Annotated in this window: 16 protein-coding genes; 5 read left to right on the top strand and 11 right to left on the bottom strand. The window is 69.7% G+C overall.

Features of this window, described 5'->3' with window-relative positions; genetic code table 11:
- Window positions 1-17: 17 nt before the first annotated feature.
- The 4 genes from WT16_RS14145 to WT16_RS14130 form a co-directional block, all read right to left on the bottom strand.
- Window positions 18-251 carry a Fis family transcriptional regulator gene (locus tag WT16_RS14145; RefSeq protein ID WP_006025294.1) on the bottom strand — a complete coding sequence of 78 codons (234 nt, stop codon included), beginning with the start codon at window positions 249-251 and terminating at the stop codon, window positions 18-20.
- Window positions 248-1,312, bottom strand: coding sequence for a tRNA dihydrouridine synthase DusB (gene dusB / locus WT16_RS14140; RefSeq protein WP_015600087.1), 1,065 nt, complete (start codon window positions 1,310-1,312; stop codon window positions 248-250). The genes WT16_RS14145 and dusB overlap by 4 nt, the downstream gene beginning before the upstream one ends.
- Window positions 1,313-1,520: 208 nt before the next feature.
- A complete protein-coding gene (locus WT16_RS14135) occupies window positions 1,521-2,714 on the bottom strand; it encodes a UbiH/UbiF/VisC/COQ6 family ubiquinone biosynthesis hydroxylase (RefSeq protein ID WP_059931030.1) in 1,194 nt (397 codons plus the stop codon).
- Between the two features lie 79 nt (window positions 2,715-2,793).
- A complete protein-coding gene (locus WT16_RS14130; protein WP_063533862.1) occupies window positions 2,794-4,203 on the bottom strand; it encodes an aminopeptidase P N-terminal domain-containing protein in 1,410 nt (469 codons plus the stop codon).
- Window positions 4,204-4,547: 344 nt separating this feature from the next.
- On the opposite strand from WT16_RS14130, the gene WT16_RS14125 reads away from it, so the two are divergent.
- Window positions 4,548-5,159, top strand: coding sequence for a glutathione S-transferase C-terminal domain-containing protein (locus WT16_RS14125; protein WP_006025299.1), 612 nt, complete (start codon window positions 4,548-4,550; stop codon window positions 5,157-5,159).
- Window positions 5,160-5,319: 160 nt separating this feature from the next.
- On the opposite strand, the gene WT16_RS14120 is transcribed toward WT16_RS14125, so the two are convergent.
- The 3 genes from WT16_RS14120 to WT16_RS14110 form a co-directional block, all read right to left on the bottom strand.
- A complete protein-coding gene (locus tag WT16_RS14120) occupies window positions 5,320-6,960 on the bottom strand; it encodes an FMN-binding glutamate synthase family protein (RefSeq protein WP_063533560.1) in 1,641 nt (546 codons plus the stop codon).
- 121 nt (window positions 6,961-7,081) lie between these two features.
- The gene (mnmA, locus tag WT16_RS14115) at window positions 7,082-8,242 is read right to left on the bottom strand and encodes a tRNA 2-thiouridine(34) synthase MnmA (RefSeq protein WP_043282285.1); all 1,161 of its coding nucleotides are present in this window, start codon (window positions 8,240-8,242) and stop codon (window positions 7,082-7,084) included.
- Window positions 8,239-8,748 (bottom strand): NUDIX hydrolase, encoded by a 510-nt coding sequence (locus WT16_RS14110; RefSeq protein ID WP_006025302.1) that lies wholly within the window; start codon window positions 8,746-8,748, stop codon window positions 8,239-8,241. The genes mnmA and WT16_RS14110 overlap by 4 nt, the downstream gene beginning before the upstream one ends.
- A gap of 242 nt (window positions 8,749-8,990) precedes the next feature.
- On the opposite strand from WT16_RS14110, the gene WT16_RS14105 reads away from it, so the two are divergent.
- The 3 genes from WT16_RS14105 to WT16_RS14095 are packed head-to-tail and all read left to right on the top strand — an operon-like array spanning window position 8,991 to window position 11,920.
- On the top strand, window positions 8,991-10,130 hold the full coding sequence (locus WT16_RS14105; RefSeq protein WP_009913554.1) for a Re/Si-specific NAD(P)(+) transhydrogenase subunit alpha: 1,140 nt from the start codon (window positions 8,991-8,993) through the stop codon (window positions 10,128-10,130).
- 12 nt (window positions 10,131-10,142) lie between these two features.
- A complete protein-coding gene (locus WT16_RS14100; RefSeq protein ID WP_006025304.1) occupies window positions 10,143-10,472 on the top strand; it encodes an NAD(P) transhydrogenase subunit alpha in 330 nt (109 codons plus the stop codon).
- Window positions 10,469-11,920 (top strand): NAD(P)(+) transhydrogenase (Re/Si-specific) subunit beta, encoded by a 1,452-nt coding sequence (locus WT16_RS14095; RefSeq protein ID WP_009913553.1) that lies wholly within the window; start codon window positions 10,469-10,471, stop codon window positions 11,918-11,920. The genes WT16_RS14100 and WT16_RS14095 overlap by 4 nt, the downstream gene beginning before the upstream one ends.
- Window positions 11,921-12,051: 131 nt before the next feature.
- Here WT16_RS14095 and WT16_RS14090 read toward each other — a convergent pair whose 3' ends face one another.
- On the bottom strand, window positions 12,052-12,738 hold the full coding sequence (locus WT16_RS14090; protein WP_015602256.1) for a WYL domain-containing protein: 687 nt from the start codon (window positions 12,736-12,738) through the stop codon (window positions 12,052-12,054).
- A 241-nt stretch (window positions 12,739-12,979) separates the two neighbouring features.
- On the bottom strand, window positions 12,980-13,372 hold the full coding sequence (locus WT16_RS14080; RefSeq protein WP_082874807.1) for a VOC family protein: 393 nt from the start codon (window positions 13,370-13,372) through the stop codon (window positions 12,980-12,982).
- A gap of 254 nt (window positions 13,373-13,626) precedes the next feature.
- On the opposite strand from WT16_RS14080, the gene WT16_RS14075 reads away from it, so the two are divergent.
- Entirely contained in the window at window positions 13,627-14,100 is a 474-nt protein-coding gene (locus WT16_RS14075; protein WP_015601061.1) for an SRPBCC family protein, read from the top strand.
- A gap of 98 nt (window positions 14,101-14,198) precedes the next feature.
- Here the strand turns inward: WT16_RS14075 and WT16_RS14070 are convergent, their stop codons facing one another.
- Together WT16_RS14070 and WT16_RS14065 are read right to left on the bottom strand one after the other, a co-directional pair.
- Window positions 14,199-15,494 (bottom strand): class I SAM-dependent RNA methyltransferase, encoded by a 1,296-nt coding sequence (locus WT16_RS14070; protein WP_006025310.1) that lies wholly within the window; start codon window positions 15,492-15,494, stop codon window positions 14,199-14,201.
- Window positions 15,495-15,639: 145 nt separating this feature from the next.
- Complete coding sequence (locus tag WT16_RS14065; protein ID WP_059931016.1) at window positions 15,640-17,754, bottom strand: site-specific recombinase; 2,115 nt, start codon at window positions 17,752-17,754, stop codon at window positions 15,640-15,642.
- Window positions 17,755-18,251 lie beyond the last annotated feature (497 nt).

The following is an 18,251-nucleotide window of genomic DNA, read 5'->3' as shown; positions in this document are numbered from 1 at the left end:
GGGGACGGGGCGGCCGCCTACAGCAGGCCGTGCTGCTGCAGCTTCTTGCGCAGCGTGTTGCGATTGATGCCGAGGTACTCCGCGGCGAGCGACTGGTTGCCGCCCGCCTGTACGAGAACGACTTCGAGCATAGGCTTTTCGACGCACGACATCACCATTTCATAGACGTCATGCGGATTGGAGCCGTCGAGATCCCGGAAGTAGCCGTCCAGGCTGGCGCGGACACATTGTTCGATGTTGTGCTTGCTCATGCTGCTAACTGGTTAGAATCGTCCGGCTCGCCGCGGCCGCCGTCTTCGTCGTCCACATAGACGAGGCGGTCGGACAGCGCCTGTTGCGCGTCGAAGAATGCGTTGACGGCGGCAAGCTGCTCGCGGGTGGTTTCGAGCGTGTTCATCCGGTGCCGGAACCCGTTGGCGCCGGAAAGGCCGCGAGTGTACCAGCCGATGTGCTTGCGCGCAGTACGGACTCCCGTGTATTCGCCGTAGAACGCGTAGTGATCCTCGAGGTGCTCGTGCATCACCTGGCGGATCTCGTCGATGCGCGGCGGCGGCAGGAGCTCGCCGCTTTGCAGGAAATGACCGATTTCGCGGAAAAGCCACGGCCTTCCTTGCGCGGCGCGGCCGATCATCAGTGCGTCGGCGCCCGTCGCATCGAGCACGGCCTTCGCTTTTTGCGGCGACGTAATGTCGCCGTTCGCGACGACCGGAATGCGCACGGCGGCCTTCACGGCCGTGATCGTGTCGTATTCGGCGTCGCCGCGGTACAGGTCGGCGCGGGTGCGGCCGTGCACGGTCAGCATCGAGATGCCGGCCGCCTCGGCGAGCTTCGCGATCTCGACGGCGTTCCGGTGCTCGCGGTCCCAGCCGGTGCGGATCTTCAGCGTGACGGGCACGGCCCCAGGGCCCGTGCCCACCGCGTCGACGACCGCCTCGACGATCCGCTGCACGAGCGGCTCGTTCTGCAGCAGCGCCGAGCCGGCGGCGACGTTGCAGACTTTCTTCGCCGGGCAGCCCATGTTGATGTCGATGATCTGCGCGCCGTTTGCAACGTTGTGACGCGCGGCCTCGGCCATCATCGCCGGATCGGCGCCCGCGATCTGCACCGCGATCGGCTCGACCTCGCCCGCGTGGTTCGCGCGGCGCATCGTCTTCTCGCTCTTCCACAACTGCGCGTTCGACGCGACCATCTCCGACACGGCGTAGCCCGCGCCGAGCCGCTTGCAGAGCTGGCGGAACGGCCGGTCCGTGACGCCCGCCATCGGGGCGACGAACAGGTTGTTGCGCAGGACGTGAGAGCCTAGGACGGGCATCGCAATGGGAGCGCCCGCGCGGGGCGCGGGCGGGGAGTAGGCGAAAGGGAAAACGCGTATTTTACCGTAACCGCCGGTGCCGCCGAATTGGGTAATTGTCGGCAATCGTCAAATCGTCGATGAATCTTGCGTGCAGGCGGGATGACGCATTGTGCGTGCCCGCGAAGCGCGGTAGCCGCGATGCGTCAGGTGCGCGTGCCCGGCGCGCTTATCGCCGCTGCCCGAACATCATCTGTCGCGCAAGGGCCGTCTTCAGCGGCGGCACGAATTCGAGCGCGGTGAGCGCCGCGCCGCGCAGCATCGCGAGCGGCCGCGAATCGATCGCGAACAGGCGCGCGAGCGTGTCGGTCGCGCCGATCGTCATGCGCCTGTCGAGCGCGCGGCGCGCGTTGAACGTCGCGAGCGCGAGCGGCGTCGCGCCGTGCTCGGACAGCGTCTCGGCGAGCGTATGCGCATCGCGCAGCCCGAGGTTCAGCCCCTGGCCCGCGACCGGATGCAATGTTTGCGCGGCGTTGCCGACGATCGCGATCCGCCCTTCGACGAGCGTTTGCGCGGCGGCGAGTCCGAGCGGGAAGGCCGCGCGCCCCGCGATCCGCGTGAAGCGCCCCAGCCGCGAGCCGAACGTCGCGCCGAGCTCGTGCAGGAATGCGTCGTCGGACAGTTCGCCGCGACGCCGCGCGACGTCCGGCGCGCAGCACCAGACGAGCGCGTAGTCCGCCTGCTGCGGGCCGCCGAGCGGCAGCAGCGCGAGCGGGCCTTCGGCGGTGAAGCGCTCCCACGCGACGCGCGGCCGCGGCGACGACACCGTGACGGTGCCGACGAGCGCCGTCTGCCCATAGTCGCGGCTCTGCGCGCTGTCGGCCAGCTTGCGCTTGCGATCGTTGAAGAGGCCGCCCTCCGCGTTGACGAGCACGCGCGTGCGCAACGTGCGCGCGCCTTGCGGCGTATCGAGCGCGATCGTCACGCCGTCTGCGTCCTGCGTCGGCGAATGCGCGGACGTCGACGTGAGCCAGTGCGCGGGCGTGCCACGCACCGCGCGGGCGAGCGCCTGCACGATCGCGCCGTAGCGCACGACGTAGCCGAGCGCGGCGAGGTCGTGCTCGTCGCGATCGATCAGCGTGCGGCCGAAGTGGCCGCGCTGCGATACATGGATGTGCTCGATCGGCGTCGCGTCGGCCGGCCAGCCGAGCGTATCGAGCAGCATCCGGCTGCCTTGCGACACCGCGATCGCGCGCGGATCGTTCGCGCTCGCGTCGGGGTCGCGCGCGTCGATGAGGGCGACCGACAGCGCGCGGGTCGCGCTGCGGCGCGCGAGCCAGCCGGCGAGCGCGAGCCCGACCGGCCCGGCGCCGACGATCGCGATGTCGAAGTCGAAAGCGGGCGTGGAGGCGGCAGTCGTCATCGTTCGTGAATCGTGGGTCTCGATAGGAAGCTGCGCAGGAATCCGCGTAGGAATTCGCGCGGGAAGCGGCGGGTGCGGATCACGGCTGCGGGCGCGGGCTCGGCGCCCGCGCGTCGCGCATCAGCGCCTCGATCTCGTCGGCGGCCACCGGCACGCCGCGCGTGATCAGCTCGCATCCCGTCGACGTGACGAACGCGTCGTCCTCGATCCGGATGCCGATGTTCCAGAACGCCTGCGGCACGTCGTCGGCCGGGCGCACGTACAGGCCCGGCTCGATCGTGAGCGCCATGCCCGCATGCAGCACGCGCGACGGCAACGCGCCGTCGTCGTCGCGCGGCGCGCCGCGCTCGCGGTAGTCGCCGCAATCGTGCACGTCCATTCCGAGCCAGTGGCCGGTGCGGTGCATGTAAAAGCGTGCGTACGCGCGCTCGGCAATCACGTCGTCGACGCTCGCAAAGCGCGTCTTCGGCACGAGCCCCGTGTCGAGCATGCCCTGCGCGAGCACGCGCACCGCCGCGTCGTGCGGCGCGTCGAACGGCGTGCCCGCGCGCGTCGCCGCGATCGCGGTTTCCTGCGCGGCGAGCACGATGTCGTAGAGCGCGCGCTGCGGGCCCGAGAAGCGGCCGTTCGCCGGGAAGGTGCGGGTGATGTCGGACGCATAGCCGTCGAGCTCGCACGCGGCGTCGATCAGGACGAGGTCGCCGTCGTCGACGATTGCGTTGCCGGCCGGATAGTGGAGCACGCACGCGTTCGCGCCCGTCGCGACGATCGAGCCGTACGCGGGCGACTGCGCGCCGTGGCGGCGGAACGTGTAGAGCAGCTCGGCCTCGAGCTCGTATTCGCGGATGCCGGGACGGCACGCGGCCATCGCGCGGCGGTGCGCGAGCGCGGAGATGTCGGCCGCGCGGCGCATGATCGCCTGCTCGTGCGCATCCTTGACGAGCCGCATGTCGTCGAGGAGCGGCCCGAGATCGAACGCGGCGCCCGGCGCGGCGACGCCTGCGCGCGCACGCGCGCGCACCGTGTCGAGCCAGCCGTTCAGGCGGCCGTCGAAGGCGGCCGACGCGCCGAAGCGGGTGTGCAGCGCGGGCGCGTCGGCGATGATGCGCGGCATCTCGGCGTCGAGCGCGTCGTACGGGAGCGCGGCGTCGAAGCCGAACGCGTCGCGCGCGGCTTCGGGGCCGAAATGGAACCCTTCCCAGATCTCGCGCTCGGGATTCTTCGCGCGGCAGAACAGGATCGAGCGCGGCGCGTCGCCCGCCGCCGATGCGTCGAGGACGAGGAGCGCGTCGGGCTCGGTGAAGCCCGTCAGGTAGTAGAAGTAGCTGTCGTGCCGGTACGGATAATCGCTGTCGCGATTGCGCGGGACTTCCGGCGCGGTGGGCACGATCGCGACGCCGCCGCCTTGCGCGCGCAGCGAGGCCAGCACGCGGTCGCGGCGCTGGCGGTAGACGTCGAGGGCAATGGCGGGTTCGGTCGGCTGATTCATCACGCGATTGTAGCGCCGTCGCGCGGGGCGCGCGCGGCGGGTGGGGCGGCGATCGTGCGGATGCATCGCGGCGGCGCGGCGGGCGTCGCGTGCGCGCGATCGCCGCCGCAAGATGGCCGCGCGAATTTGCGCCCCAATCACGCGCGACCCCGGCGGACTCGATCGAAACGAAACCGCGCGGCAGCCACCGCGGCTTCATCTCCGTCGCCCGGCTCGCGCGGCGGCGCGATTTGATTGTTGCAAACCATCCACAGGCCGGACGGCCGATTATCAACGAACGCGCAACGGCCGGTTATGATCGGCGACAACGTATACTCTCGGGCGCCATTCCCGACAGAAGACAGATGATGAAATTAATCGGTTCGCTCAGCAGCCCGTTCGTCCGCAAGGCGCGGATCGTGCTTGCTGAAAAGAAGATCGACTACAAGCTGGAGCTCGAAAACGTCTGGGCGCCGGATACGAACATCCATGCGTCGAATCCGATCGGCAAGGTGCCGTGCCTCGTGATGGAAGACGGTGCGGCCGTGTTCGACTCGCGCGTGATCTGCGAATACGTCGACACGCTTTCCCCCGTCGGCAAGCTGATCCCGCCGTCGGGACGCGAGCGCGTCGAGGTGCGGTGCTGGGAGGCGCTCGGCGACGGCGTGCTCGACGCGGCGGTCGCGATTCGCATCGAGCACACGCAGCGCGAGCCGCAGCATCGCAGCGAAGCGTGGGTCGCGCGCCAGCAGCGCAAGATCGACGACGGCCTCGTCGCGATGTCGCAGGGCCTTGCAGGCAAGGCGTGGTGCGTCGGCAATCACTACACGCTCGCCGACATCGCGCTTGGCTGCACGCTCGGCTACCTCGAGTTCCGGATGCCCGAGATCAACTGGCGCGAGCGCCATCCGAACCTCGACAAGCATTTCGCGAAGCTGGCGCAGCGCCAGCCGTTCATCGACACGGTGCCGCAATGACGCGTCGCCGCGCGCGCCGGCGATAAAAAAACGCCCCGTCCGGGGCGTTTTTTTGAGCGCACGCGGCGCGTTCGCAGCGATCCAAGTTCGCGGCGATCCGGGCCGGGGCGCGTGCGTGCGAGCCGAACGCGCCGTGCCGCAGCGGGTCATCCGATCCGGCCTACGCGCTCGCGCTCGCGCCTTTGCCGACGCGCGCATACACGCTTTCGCCGGGCGAGAACGAATCGCTGCGCGCGAGCGGCCACCACGTTTCGTACAGCGAGAAGCCGCAATGGCCGCCGTTGAGCAGCGCGCCCGGCTCCAGATACTTGAGCAGTTGCGACATCAGCCGGACCTCGTGCGGCGCGACGCGCTGCACGATGTGATGCGCGCGCAGCTCCGACGGATGCGACAGCCCCGCCGCCTGCACGAGCTCCTGCAGCGCGTGCAGCGTGTTGCGATGGAAGTTGTGGACGCGGTCGGCCTTGTCCGGCACGACGAGCGCGCGCTGGCGCACCGGGTCCTGCGTCGCCACGCCGGTCGGGCAGCGACCGGTGTGGCAGGTCTGCGCCTGGATGCAGCCGATCGCGAACATGAAGCCGCGCGCCGAGTTCACCCAGTCCGCGCCGATCGCGAGCGTGCGCGCCACGTCGAACGCGGTGATGATCTTGCCGCTCGCGCCGAGCTTCACGCGATCGCGCACGCCGATCCCGACGAGCGTGTTGTGCACCAGCAGCAGTCCTTCCTGCAGCGGCACGCCGACATGGTCGGTGAATTCGAGCGGCGCGGCGCCCGTGCCGCCTTCCGCGCCGTCGACGACAATGAAGTCCGGCACGATGCCCGTCTCGATCATCGCCTTCGCGATCCCGAAGAATTCCCACGGGTGGCCGATGCACAGCTTGAAGCCGGTCGGCTTGCCGCCCGACAGCGTGCGCAGCCGTTCGACGAATTCGAGCAGCCCGCGCGGCGTCGAGAATTCGGAATGCGTCGCGGGCGAGATGCAGTCCTTGCCCATCGGCACGCCGCGCGTCTCGGCGATCTCGGGCGTGATCTTCGCGGCCGGCAGCACGCCGCCGTGGCCGGGCTTCGCGCCCTGCGACAGCTTGATCTCGATCATCTTGACCTGCGGATCGGCGGCCTGCTTCGCGAACCTGTCGGGGTTGAAGGTGCCGTCGTCGTTGCGGCAGCCGAAGTAGCCGGACGCGATTTCCCAGATGATGTCGCCGCCGTTCTCGCGGTGGTACTTCGACAGCGAGCCTTCGCCCGTGTCGTGCGCGAAGCCGCCTTTCTTCGCGCCGAGGTTCAGCGCCCGGATCGCGTTCGCCGACAGCGAGCCGAAGCTCATCGCCGACACGTTGAAGATCGAGATGTCGTACGGTTGCGCGCGGTTCGCGCCGACACGGATGCGGAAATCGTGGTTCGGCAACCGGGTGGGCGCGAGCGAGTGGCTGATCCACTCGTGCGCGACCGCCTTCACGTCGAGCTCGGTGCCGTACGGCCGGTTGTCGGCCACGTTCTTCGCGCGCTGGTAGACGACGCTGCGCTGCGCGCGCGAGAACGGCTTCTCGTCGGTGTCGTCCTCGACGAAGTACTGGCGGATTTCCGGGCGGATGAATTCGAACAGGAACCGCAGATGGCCCCAGAGCGGGTAGTTGCGCAGGATCGCGTGGCGGTCCTGGTTCAGGTCGTACAGGCCGAGCGCGACGAGCGCGGCGACGGGCGCGATCCACAGCCACGAGATCGTGTGCCGCGCCGCGAGCGCGGCGACGGCCGCGAAGAGGGCGAGCGCGCACCACATCGCGAGATAGCGTCGAGAAAGCATGGGGACTCCATATCGTTTTTCGGATGCCGCCATGCGCGGACGAACGGCAAGGCGGCGCGCGCGCACGGCGCCTCGCCGGCGCGGCGTGCTCCGCGTGCCGCAAGTCTAAACCGATCGGGGCTCAGCGCGCTTCGACGAGCGCCGGCGCGCGGCCCGCGGGCGCGGCGTCGGCTCGCCCCGTCGCCGCGGATTCGATGATCCCGCCGCCCAGGCACACGTCGCCGTCGTACAGCACCGCCGACTGGCCGGGCGTGACCGCCCATTGCGGCTCGTCGAACACGAGCGAGAAGCGCTCGCCGCCCGCCGCCTCGCCGGGCGCGGCGCGGCCGAACGCGCACGGCGCATCCGCCTGCCGGTAGCGGGTTTTCGCGCCGCACCGCGCGCCGTCGGCGGGCGGCTCGCCCGCGACCCAGCTCACGTTGCCTGCAACGAGCTCGCGCGAGCGCAGCCACGGATGATCGTGGCCCTGCACGACGTAGAGCGTGTTCGACGCGATGTCCTTCGCCGCGACGAACCACGGCTCACCGCTGCCGTCCTTGCTGCCGCCGAGGCCGATGCCCTTCCTCTGGCCGAACGTGTAGAACGCGAGGCCGATGTGCTCGCCGACCGTCTTGCCGTCCGGCGTCTTCATCGGGCCGGGTTTCGTCGGCAGATAGCGGTTCAGGAAATCGCGGAACGGGCGCTCGCCGATGAAGCAGATGCCCGTCGAATCCTTTTTCTTCGCGTTTGGCAGGCCGATCTGCGCGGCGATCTCGCGCACCTTCGTCTTCGGGATCTCGCCGAGCGGGAACATCGTCTTCGACAACTGCGCCTGATTGAGGCGATGCAGGAAGTACGACTGGTCTTTCGTATGATCGAACGCCTTCAGCAGTTCGAAGCGCCCGTCGCGCTCGCGCACGCGCGCGTAGTGGCCGGTCGCGATCGTCTGCGCGCCGAGCGACATCGCGTGATCGAGGAACGCCTTGAACTTGATCTCCGCGTTGCACAGCACGTCCGGGTTCGGCGTGCGGCCCGCCGAGTATTCGCGCAGGAACTCGGCGAACACGCGGTCCTTGTATTCGGCCGCGAAGTTTACGGCCTCGACGTCGATGCCGATCAGGTCCGCGACCGACACGACGTCGATCCAGTCCTGCCGCGTCGAGCAGTATTCGCCGTCGTCGTCGTCCTCCCAGTTCTTCATGAACAGGCCGACGACGTCGTAGCCCTGTTCCTTCAAGAGCCACGCGGTCACCGACGAATCGACGCCGCCCGACATGCCCACCACGACCCGACGCTTCGTCATTTGCCCACCGCCTGATGATCCGGGGCCGCGCGATACGGCGCGACCGAATGCGTATGCACGAAATCGAGCGGCACGCGGCGGCCGGCGAGGTAGTCGTCGACGCAGCGCATCACCGCGGGCGACCGGTGGCGATCCTCGCATGCGCGCAGCTCGTCGGCCGTCATCCACAGCGCGCGGACGATGCCGTCGTCGAGCGCGCGGTGGGCGAGCGCGTCGCCTGCGCGGCCGCAGAACGCGAAGCGCAGGTAGGTCGCGCCGACGCTCGCCGGGCGCGCGTAGTGCGCGACGTACACGCCGACGAGCGCGTGGGGCTCGAACGGGTGCGCGGTTTCCTCGAGCGCCTCGCGCGCGACGGCTTCGACGAGCGTCTCGCCGGCTTCGAGGTGGCCGGCTGGCTGGTTGATGCGCAGGCCGGACGACGTGTGTTCTTCGATCACGAGAAAGCGCCCGTCGCGTTCGGCGATCGCGGCGACCGTCACGTGCGGGGTCCAGATTTCGGGTTTCATAGCCGCGCATTTTACCGGTTGCGCCGCGCCGCTGCCGAGCGCGCGTATAGCTCGGTTCCGACCCCGGCGCAACTCCGGGCGTTGCCGATGCGCACCGGCGTGTCGACCGGGAAAGGGGCGCATTGCTGAATCGTCGCCGCTTTCGGTTAAAGTGGCGCCTGAAACAGCCGTTGCCTTCGAGCCGGTATGTCAGTCGCCCGGCTCGCCGTCGCAGTAGAACGAAGAAAGAGGAGGGATCGACGATGCATATCGGAGTGCCTGCCGAAACGCGGGCGAACGAGGCGCGCGTGGCCGCGACGCCGGAGACGGTCAGGAAATACGCGGCGGCCGGCCACCGCGTGACGGTCGAGCGCGGCGCGGGCGTGGCCGCCAGCTTTCCGGACGACGCGTATGCGGCGGCCGGCGCGGAACTGGCCGACGCAGCCGCCGCGTTCGGGGCGGACATCGTGCTGAAGGTTCAGGCGCCGACCGACGCGGAAAGCGGGCAACTGAAGCGAGGCTCGGTTCTGATCGGCATGCTCGAGCCGTTCAACGCCGAGCAGGCGGCGCGCCTGGCGGCCGCGGGCGTCACGGGCTTCGCGCTCGAGGCCGCGCCGCGCACCACGCGCGCGCAGAGCCTCGATGTGCTGTCGTCGCAGGCGAACATTGCCGGCTACAAGGCGGTGCTCGTCGCCGCGGCGCTGTATCCGCGCTTCTTTCCGATGCTGATGACGGCCGCGGGCACCGTGAAGGCCGCGCGCGTGCTCGTGCTCGGCGCGGGCGTCGCGGGCCTGCAGGCGATCGCGACCGCGAAGCGCCTGGGCGCGGTGATCGAGGCGTCCGACGTGCGCCCGGCGGTCAAGGAGCAGATCGAATCGCTCGGCGCGAAATTTCTCGACGTTCCTTATGAAACGCAAGAAGAGCGCGATGCGGCGCAAGGCGTCGGCGGCTACGCGCGACCGATGCCGGCATCGTGGCTCGGGCGGCAGGCGGCGCTCGTGCACGAGCGCGCGAAGCAGGCCGACATCGTGATCACGACCGCGCTGATTCCGGGCCGCCCCGCGCCGACGCTGATCTCGGTCGAGACCGTGCAGTCGATGAAGCCGGGCTCGGTGCTCGTCGATCTCGCGGCGGGGCGCGGCCCCGAATTCGACGGCAGGAAGAGCGGCAACTGCCCGCTCACCGTCGCCGATCGGGTGATCGTTCACCAGGGCGTGACGATCGCGGGCTACACGAACCTGGCCGCGATGGTGCCCGCCGACGCGTCGTCGCTCTACGCGCGCAACCTGTTCGACTTCCTGAAGCTGATCGTCACGAAGGAAGGCGCGCTCGACATCGATCTTTCGGACGACATCGTCGCCGCGACGCTCTTGTGCCGCGACGGCGAAGTCGCGCGCAAATAACGGGAGGAGGTCATGGAGATCATCAATCACACGGTCATCAACGTGATCATTTTCGTGCTGGCGGTGTACGTCGGCTACCACGTCGTATGGAACGTGACGCCCGCGCTGCACACGCCGCTGATGGCGGTGACCAACGCAATCTCGGCGATCGTGATCGTCGGCGCGATGCTCGCGTCGGCGCTCACGCTCGGCGGCGTCGGCAAGGCGTTCGGCACGTTCGCCGTCGCGCTCGCGGCCGTCAACGTGTTCGGCGGCTTCCTCGTGACGCGGCGCATGCTCGAGATGTTCAAGAAGAAGGAGCCGAAGCAGAAGGCCGGCGAGGCGAAGGAGGGCGCGCGATGAGCATGAACGTCGTCACGCTGCTGTACCTCGTTGCTTCGGTGTGCTTCATCCAGGCGCTGAAGGGGCTGTCGAACCCGAAGAGCGCTAGACGAGGCAATCTATTCGGCATGGTCGGCATGGCGATCGCGATCCTCACGACCGTTGCGCTGATCGCGAAGCAGGCCACGTGGCTCGGCGCGAACCTGCCGCTCGGCCTCGCGCTCGTGTTCGGCGCGCTCGTGATCGGCGGCGCGGTGGGCGCGGTGATCGCCGCGCGCGTCGAGATGACGAAGATGCCGGAGCTCGTCGCGGCGATGCACTCGCTGATCGGCCTCGCGGCCGTGTGCATCGCGATCGCGGTGGTCGCGGAGCCGGAGGCGTTCGGGCTCGTGCCGCAGGACGCGACGCTGCCGAACTTCATTCCGTACGGCAACCGGATCGAGCTCTTCATCGGCACGTTCGTCGGCGCGATCACGTTCTCGGGCTCGGTGATCGCGTTCGGCAAGCTGTCGGGCAAGTACAAGTTCCGGCTGTTCCAGGGCGCGCCCGTCGTCTATCCGGGCCAGCATCTGATCAATCTGATGCTCGCGCTCGCGATGCTCGGCTTCGGCGCGCTGTTCTTCCTCACGCAATCGTGGCTGCCGTTCGGGATCATGACGGCGATCGCGTTCGCGCTCGGCGTGCTGATCATCATCCCGATCGGCGGCGCGGACATGCCGGTCGTCGTGTCGATGCTGAACTCGTACTCGGGGTGGGCGGCGGCTGGCATCGGCTTCTCGCTGAACAACGCGATGCTGATCATCGCCGGCTCGCTCGTCGGCTCGTCGGGCGCGATCCTGTCGTACATCATGTGCCACGCGATGAACCGCTCGTTCTTCAACGTGCTGCTCGGCGGCTTCGGCGCGGAACCGGGCGCGGCGGCGGGCGGCGCGAAGGAGCAGCGGCCGGTGAAGTCGGGCTCGGCGGAGGATGCGTCGTTCATGCTCGGCAACGCGGAATCGGTCGTGATCGTGCCGGGCTACGGGCTTGCGGTGGCGCGCGCGCAGCATGCGCTCAAGGAGCTGACCGACAAGCTCGTCGAGAAGGGCGTCGACGTGCGCTATGCGATCCACCCGGTCGCCGGGCGGATGCCCGGGCACATGAACGTGCTGCTCGCGGAAGCGGAAGTGCCGTACGACATCGTGTTCGAGATGGAGGACATCAACGGCGAGATGGGCCAGGCCGATGTGGTGCTCGTGCTCGGGGCGAACGACGTGGTGAATCCGGCCGCGAAGAACGATCCGAAATCGCCGATCGCGGGGATGCCGATCATCGAGGCGTACAAGGCGCGCACGGTGATCGTCAACAAGCGGTCGATGGCGGCGGGCTATGCGGGCCTCGACAACGAGCTCTTCTACATGGACAAGACGATGATGGTCTTCGGCGATGCGAAGAAGGTCATCGAGGACATGGTGAAGTCGGTCGAATGACGCCGCGGGCGGGCGCCCGGCCGGCGCTCGGCCGGGCGTTCGGGGCATCTCGTATCGTGAATCGCGTGTCGTGAATCGCGCCGGTCGGCGTGCGGCCCTTGGGGAAGCGCGTCGATGCGGCCCCGCCGCGCTCAACGCACGGGCGCGTTCGCCTTGCGCAGATAGTCGGCGAGCCGTTTGCCTTCCTGATCGGGAAACGGGTCGTGCACCGCGACTTCGTTCATGCGCGCGATGTCGAAGGTGCGGAAGTCCTCGCGCAGCTCGCACCACGCGCCGATCGTCCAGCGTCCGCCCCAGTACACGAGACCGAGCGGCCACACGCGGCGCGTCGTCCGCGCGCCGAGCCGGTCGCAGTAAGCGAAGCTGACGATGCGGCGGCCGTCGACCGCTTCGTGCAGCGCATCCACTTTTTCCGGGAACGCGCGGTCGATGTGAAACGACGGCGCGAACACCGCGAGCCGGTCGAGCGTCGCGCGCTTGTCGGCGGGCATCGCCGACGCGATCTTCGCGAGCGCCGAACGCGCGCCGCCCGCAAAGCGCGCGCCGCCCCACGTTTCGAGCATCCGCGCGCCCGCCGCGAGCGCGGCAAGCTCTTCGGCCGTGAACGTGAGGGGCGGCAGGCTCGCCGCGCGGTTCAGGCGATAGCCGATTCCGGCTTCGCCCTCGATCGGCACGCCCGACAGTTGCAGGTCCCGCACGTCGCGATAGACGGTGCGCGGCGACACCGACAGCCAGTCGGCGAGCTGCTGCGCGGTCGTCAGGCGGCGGCCGCGCAGCAATTCGGCGATCTGGAACAGGCGGTCGGCGCGGCGCGTCATCGCGGGGCTACGGGCTGGGAAACAGGGTGGAGAATGCCGCGATGATAGCGCCGCGCGCGGCGGCTGGCGCGCGCGGTTTTCGTAGTCGGCGCAATGCGCGCGATTGTTGCGGCGAATGGTTGCGCAAGCGTTGCCGCCCACGTTTCCGCCGCCTCGCGCGGCGCGGCCCCGCGCGTTGCGGCGACGCGCGCGGCGCCCGTCTTGCCCGCGTGCGCGAGCCCGCGCCCGCCCGGCGACGCGCTCAACTGCATTTGAGCGAATGCAGGCCGATGCGATTGCCCTCGGTGTCGACGAGGTAGCCGATGTAGCCGTAGTTGTTCGGCAGCTCGATCACCGCGCCCTGCACGATGCCGCCCGCGCGCTTCGCGCGCTCGAGCGCGGCCGTCACCGGACCGTTCGCGTTCAGGTAGACGACGGCGCCGTCCGCGCCCGGCTTCAGCCGCTGCGGATCGCAGACGACCGCGCCGCCCGTGGCCGCTTCCGGATGCACGAAGACCGCGGTCGGCACGCCGCCGATCACCTCGCGCTGCAACGCCGTCTGCAGCACGGTTTCATAGAAGCGGATCGCGCGGTCGAAATCGACTGACGGAAGGTCGAACCAGGCGATCACGCTTTCGCTTTTTGCGGTAGTCATTGCAAGCTCCATGTACGTTGATGGGCGGGGGAATCCGTTCCGCCAAACCCGCGTCGCAGTGTGCGCGGGGCCTGCTGACAACGTATTGTCAGCAGCGTAACGGCGCTTGACGCGCCGGCTTCAGGTCGCACAATGAAGCGATGCCGGCCGGCTCCGGCGGGCATCGCGCTCGCCGCGCGCGTGCCGAAGCGCCGACGGACGGCTCGCCGGCCCGGCACGCGGATTCGAAACGGCCTGCATCGATGGAGACGACGATGGCTGACCTCGCTTATGTGTACGTGACGTATATCGCATCGACGCCCGAGCGCGTGTTCGATGCGCTGACCAACGCGGAGCTGACGAAGGAATACTGGTGCCGGCACCGCAATGCATCGCCGGACTGGCGGCCCGGCTCGCGCTGGGAGCATCAGGATTACGACGATCCGCGCACGGTCGACCTCGTCGGTGACGTGATCGAGAACGATCCGCCGAACCGGCTCGTGATCTCGTGGCGGTTCCCGACGGGCAGCGAGGACACGCGCGTGACGTTCGCCGTCGAGCCGTTCATGGACGATGCGGTGCGCCTGACCGTCAGGCACGAGAACCTCGTGCCGGATTCGGACATGGACCGCGGGATCAGAATGGGGTGGCCCGTCGTGCTGTCGAGCCTGAAGACGCTGCTCGAGACGGGACGGCCGCTCGCGATGACGGCGCGCCGCTGGCATGGCGGGAGCGCGGACGGGCGGTGACGGGCGTGCGCCGCGCCGGCGCGCGCGGCGGGCGGCGCAGACGTTTGCGCCGCCGTCGTAAAGCCCGCGCGCACGCCGCGCGGCAAACGCGCCGCGCGTTATTCGCCGTCGTCGGCCGCCGCCGGGCGCTGCCGGACGCTGCCCGCGATCAGATCGAAGCGGAACAGCCGGCACTCGAGCGCGCCGTTGAAGAGCGGCGTCTTCGCCGATTCGCGCAGCCGCAACTGGCCCGGCAGCGTGCGGTCCGAGCTCAGCATGAACGCCTGCCAGCCGGTGAAGCGCTGCTTGAGCGCGTCGCCGAGCGCGCGGAAGAATTCGCCGTCGGGCGAATCGGCGTGCGTGCGGCGGAACGCGTCGTCGCCGCCGCGGTTCTTGCCCGTCTCGCGCACGTCGCCGCGCGGGCCGCGGCCGCGCACCTCGATCCGCTCGCCGTACGGCGGGTTCGTGACGATCATGCCGGGCGCGGCGACGGGCGGCGTCATGTTGCGCGCGTCGATCTGCTTGAGCCACAGCGGCGGCACCCCCGCGCGCTCGAGGTTCGCGCGCGTCTTATCGAGCATGTCGCCGGAGATGTCGCTGCCGAAGATCAGCAGATCGTCGCGCTTGCCGCGCGCCGCGCGCTTCGCGTCCATCGCGGCGACCTTCAGCGCCTGCCACGCGGTGATGTCGTATTGCTTGAGCTTCTCGAAGCCGAAGCGGCGCTCGACGCCCGGCGCCACGCCGAGCGCGATCTGCGCGGCTTCCGCGACGAACGTGCCGCTGCCGCACATCGGATCGTAGAACGGCGTGCCGGGCGTCCAGCCGGCCAGGCGCAGGATGCCCGCCGCGAGGTTCTCGCGCAGCGGCGCCGCGCCCTTGTCGAGGCGCCAGCCGCGCTTGAAGAGCGGCTCGCCGGACGTATCGAGATACAGCGTGCAGTCGCCCGCCGTCAGGAATGCGAACACGCGCACGTCGGGCTGCGCGGTGTCGATGCTCGGGCGCGCGCCCGTCTTCTCGCGCAGGCGGTCGCAGATCGCGTCCTTCACGCGCAGCGTCGCGAATTCGAGGCTCTTCAGCGGCGACTTGATCGCGGTGATGTCGACGCGCAGCGTCTGCGTCGGCGCGAACCAGCGCTCCCACGGCTGTTCGAGCGCGAGCGCGTAGACATCCTGCTCGTTGCGGTACGGGCGGTGCGCGATCTTCAGCAGCACGCGGCTCGCGATCCGCGAATGCAGGTTGGCCGCCATGCCGGCCGCCCAGCCGCCGCGGAAATGGACGCCGCCCGGCACCTGCGCGCCCGCGTCGTACGGGGCGATCGCGTGGCGCGCGGCGATCTCCGCGAGCTCGGCGGCGAGCGCGGCCTCGAGCCCGCGCGGGCAGGGAGCGAAGAAGTCGAATAGGGTCGGCGAGGACATAAGGCGGGCTGTTGCGTGCAAAAGTACGCCATTGTACGCGGGGTGCGTGCTAGGACCGTCACGTCGCTACGCCGTCATGCCGTTACGTCGTCACCGCCGCCGCGCGGCGGCGTCCGCGTCGCGACGGCCGGCCCGGAGCTCAGTGTCAGTGCGCGCGGGATTCGCCCGCCGCGCCGCCGCCGCGCGGCGGCCACACGAGGCTCGCCGGCCGCGCGAGCACCGCGCGGCCGATCGCGGCGACGAGCGCGCGCACCTTCGTCGGCCGCAGGCTGCGCGAGCGCACCGCCATCGTGAACGCGAGCGCGAAGCTCACCGCGACGTTCAGGATCGCCATGCCGAAGACGCCCGCGACCGCCCACCACAGCTCGGCCGTGTGCAGCGTCTGCCTGCCGAGCACGCCGATCGCGACGCCGATCGAGCCGGCGGAGAGCGTCACGTGCCGCACTTCGAACGAGAACGCGAATGCGCTGACGATCGCCGGCACGAGCCCGAGCATCAGCCCGAGCCCGACGTTGCCGACGACGCCCGCGACGTTCGAGCGGCAGAAGTGCGCGAGCTTCGCCGCGCCCGCGACGCCGAGCGTGATGCGCAGGCGGCGGTTGTACGCGAGCGCGTCGCCGACGCGATGCAGCACGAACCAGTTGTCGGCCCAGCCGGCGAGGAGGCTCGACGCCCACAGCAGCACGCCTGTAAGCGCCGCGTAGATCGGCGTCGGGCCGATGAGCGAGAACGATTTCAGCGTCGCGTGCGCCTTTTCGGGCGAGATCAGGTTCGCGTGCAGAACGCCGCTCGCGAACATCTGCACGGCGAAGCACACGGGCAGCACGACGAGCACGTTGCCGCTGATCGCGGCCGCCTGCGTGCGGATCAGCGCGATCACCGACGACACGAACTGCTTCACGCCGTCTTCGTGGCCGGTGCCGTCGAGTTCGCGCGCGATCGTCGGCGCGGTCATCGCCGGCTGTTTCGTCGCGAGCGTGAAGTGCAGGAAGTGCATCAGCATGAAGCTCGCCGCGTAGTTGATGCCGGCGAGCAGCCCCTCGAGCATCGATTGCAGGTGCGCGCCCGTGATCCCGAACTTGATGCAAACGGTGGCGACCGTCACGAGGCCGCCGCCCGCCGCCATGCGCAGCATCTTCAGATATTCGGCGCGGCCGCGCGAGATGTAGTGCTCGCCCGTGTCGGCGTTCGTCTCGACGAGCTTGCGCGCGAAGAGGGCGAAGTTGCTGCGCACGAGGTGCGCCACGCTCTGGCTGTTCTGGTTCGCGTCGACGAGCTCGGCTGTCAGGTGCGCGAGGCCGCGCAGGTCGTCGCGCGCCATCCACGCGTTCAGGAGCGCCTCCGCGCGCAGGATGCGCATGCGCATCCGTTCGACCTGGAACACGATGTCGACCGACACGCCGTTGCGGTACAGATGCGAGAACACGTCGTCGATCGACACGCGGCACTCGTCGAGCAGCACGCGCAGATAGTTGACCTCGTGCAGCAGCTTGCTCGGATCGCCGCCGTCGTCGAGCGCGGCCTGCGCGGTCTCGACGGCGAGCATCGCGCGCGTGAGCCGGTAGAACGGCTGCGCCTCGAGCGGCGTGCGCGCGTCCTCGTCGGACAGGCGGCTGCGCACGGTCTGCGACAGCCCCGTCGAGCTGATCTGGCACGTAAGGTTGTGCAGCGCGGCGAGCAGATCGCGCGAGAACGAGCCGGGCTGGTGGCGCTCCTTGTCGGTCACGTCGAACGCGAACAGGTCGGCCAGACGCGCGAGCAGGTCGTCGGGCAGCGCGTCGATCCACTGCGCGTCGGCGGGCGACGGAAACATCAGCGTGAAGAGCGCGGCGAGCTCGCGGCGGTTCGGCGCGGGCGGGATCAGCGACGAATCGATCCGCTCGACGAGCGCGCCGAAGAAGCCCGAATGCACGGGCATCCCGGCGTCGCACAAGAGCGAGATGCCGTCGCTTTCGCGCAGCACGCCGCGCAGCAGGCGCGCGACGTTCGTCTTCCATTCGGGATTGCGCTCGAGCACGTGGAGCACGTAGCGCAGCCGCGCGTGCGCCGCGAACGTGCGCTCGCCGGATTCGGCCTGCGCGGGCGCGGCGGCGGCCATCGCGCCGTCGCGATGCAGCCAGTGCGCGAGCTCGATCAGCCACTCGGCGCGTTCCGCGTATGGCGCGCCGGCGTCGGCTGTCGCGAGGAGCGCGTCGAGCTGATGACTCGCGCTGCGCGACGCGCGCCACTTCTTGATCAGGGTCGTCAGGGAATCGAACATAAGCGGAATATCGGGCGCCCCTACGGGCAGGGTTCTGTCGGGATGCTGTGCAAACCGGCGGCGCGGCGCAAGGGCGGCTCGCGCGCGGCGGTTCGGCCGGCCGTGCAGGCGTTGCGGCGTTCTCCGAATGCGCGGCGCCGCGGCGCGCGGCGCAATGGCGGACCGGCACGGTCCGGAGCGGCGGCGGGGCGGCGCAGCCAGCGCACATGATGGCCCCGGCTTGCCGGGAGGTGCGTAGGATCGTCAATCGACGCGAAAAACGCAAGGCGACTGTCGGCGGCGGCGTCGGTTCCTCGGTCGAATCGATAAACAATGTCAAACGGGGCGGCGGGGCTTGCGGGCCTCGGATTGTCCGGCCTTCGGAATCTCGGGCGGCCTGGAGCGGTTCGGGGCGGACGCTCGGCCGAACGGGCAGACGGACGGGCCAACGGGCGCGGTTTCCAGCCGGGTTCGGCACGACAAAAGGGGCGCCTGGCGGGACGCGCCCGGCGTGGCGG

The organism is Burkholderia sp. MSMB1589WGS, assembly GCF_001636105.1.
Classification (GTDB): domain Bacteria; phylum Pseudomonadota; class Gammaproteobacteria; order Burkholderiales; family Burkholderiaceae; genus Burkholderia; species Burkholderia humptydooensis.
This window is presented reverse-complemented; position numbering and strand designations above follow the sequence as displayed.

Excerpts from the sequence above, each read along its gene's own strand:
- WT16_RS14145 (WP_006025294.1), bottom strand. The coding sequence starts at position 251 with ATGAGCAAGCACAACATCGAACAATGTGTCCGCGCCAGCCTGGACGGC.
- dusB (WP_015600087.1), bottom strand. The coding sequence starts at position 1,312 with ATGCCCGTCCTAGGCTCTCACGTCCTGCGCAACAACCTGTTCGTCGCC.
- WT16_RS14135 (WP_059931030.1), bottom strand. The coding sequence starts at position 2,714 with ATGACGACTGCCGCCTCCACGCCCGCTTTCGACTTCGACATCGCGATC.
- WT16_RS14130 (WP_063533862.1), bottom strand. The coding sequence starts at position 4,203 with ATGAATCAGCCGACCGAACCCGCCATTGCCCTCGACGTCTACCGCCAG.
- WT16_RS14125 (WP_006025299.1), top strand. The coding sequence starts at position 4,548 with ATGATGAAATTAATCGGTTCGCTCAGCAGCCCGTTCGTCCGCAAGGCG.
- WT16_RS14120 (WP_063533560.1), bottom strand. The coding sequence starts at position 6,960 with ATGCTTTCTCGACGCTATCTCGCGATGTGGTGCGCGCTCGCCCTCTTC.
- mnmA (WP_043282285.1), bottom strand. The coding sequence starts at position 8,242 with ATGACGAAGCGTCGGGTCGTGGTGGGCATGTCGGGCGGCGTCGATTCG.
- WT16_RS14110 (WP_006025302.1), bottom strand. The coding sequence starts at position 8,748 with ATGAAACCCGAAATCTGGACCCCGCACGTGACGGTCGCCGCGATCGCC.
- WT16_RS14105 (WP_009913554.1), top strand. The coding sequence starts at position 8,991 with ATGCATATCGGAGTGCCTGCCGAAACGCGGGCGAACGAGGCGCGCGTG.
- WT16_RS14100 (WP_006025304.1), top strand. The coding sequence starts at position 10,143 with ATGGAGATCATCAATCACACGGTCATCAACGTGATCATTTTCGTGCTG.
- WT16_RS14095 (WP_009913553.1), top strand. The coding sequence starts at position 10,469 with ATGAGCATGAACGTCGTCACGCTGCTGTACCTCGTTGCTTCGGTGTGC.
- WT16_RS14090 (WP_015602256.1), bottom strand. The coding sequence starts at position 12,738 with ATGACGCGCCGCGCCGACCGCCTGTTCCAGATCGCCGAATTGCTGCGC.
- WT16_RS14080 (WP_082874807.1), bottom strand. The coding sequence starts at position 13,372 with ATGACTACCGCAAAAAGCGAAAGCGTGATCGCCTGGTTCGACCTTCCG.
- WT16_RS14075 (WP_015601061.1), top strand. The coding sequence starts at position 13,627 with ATGGCTGACCTCGCTTATGTGTACGTGACGTATATCGCATCGACGCCC.
- WT16_RS14070 (WP_006025310.1), bottom strand. The coding sequence starts at position 15,494 with ATGTCCTCGCCGACCCTATTCGACTTCTTCGCTCCCTGCCCGCGCGGG.
- WT16_RS14065 (WP_059931016.1), bottom strand. The coding sequence starts at position 17,754 with ATGTTCGATTCCCTGACGACCCTGATCAAGAAGTGGCGCGCGTCGCGC.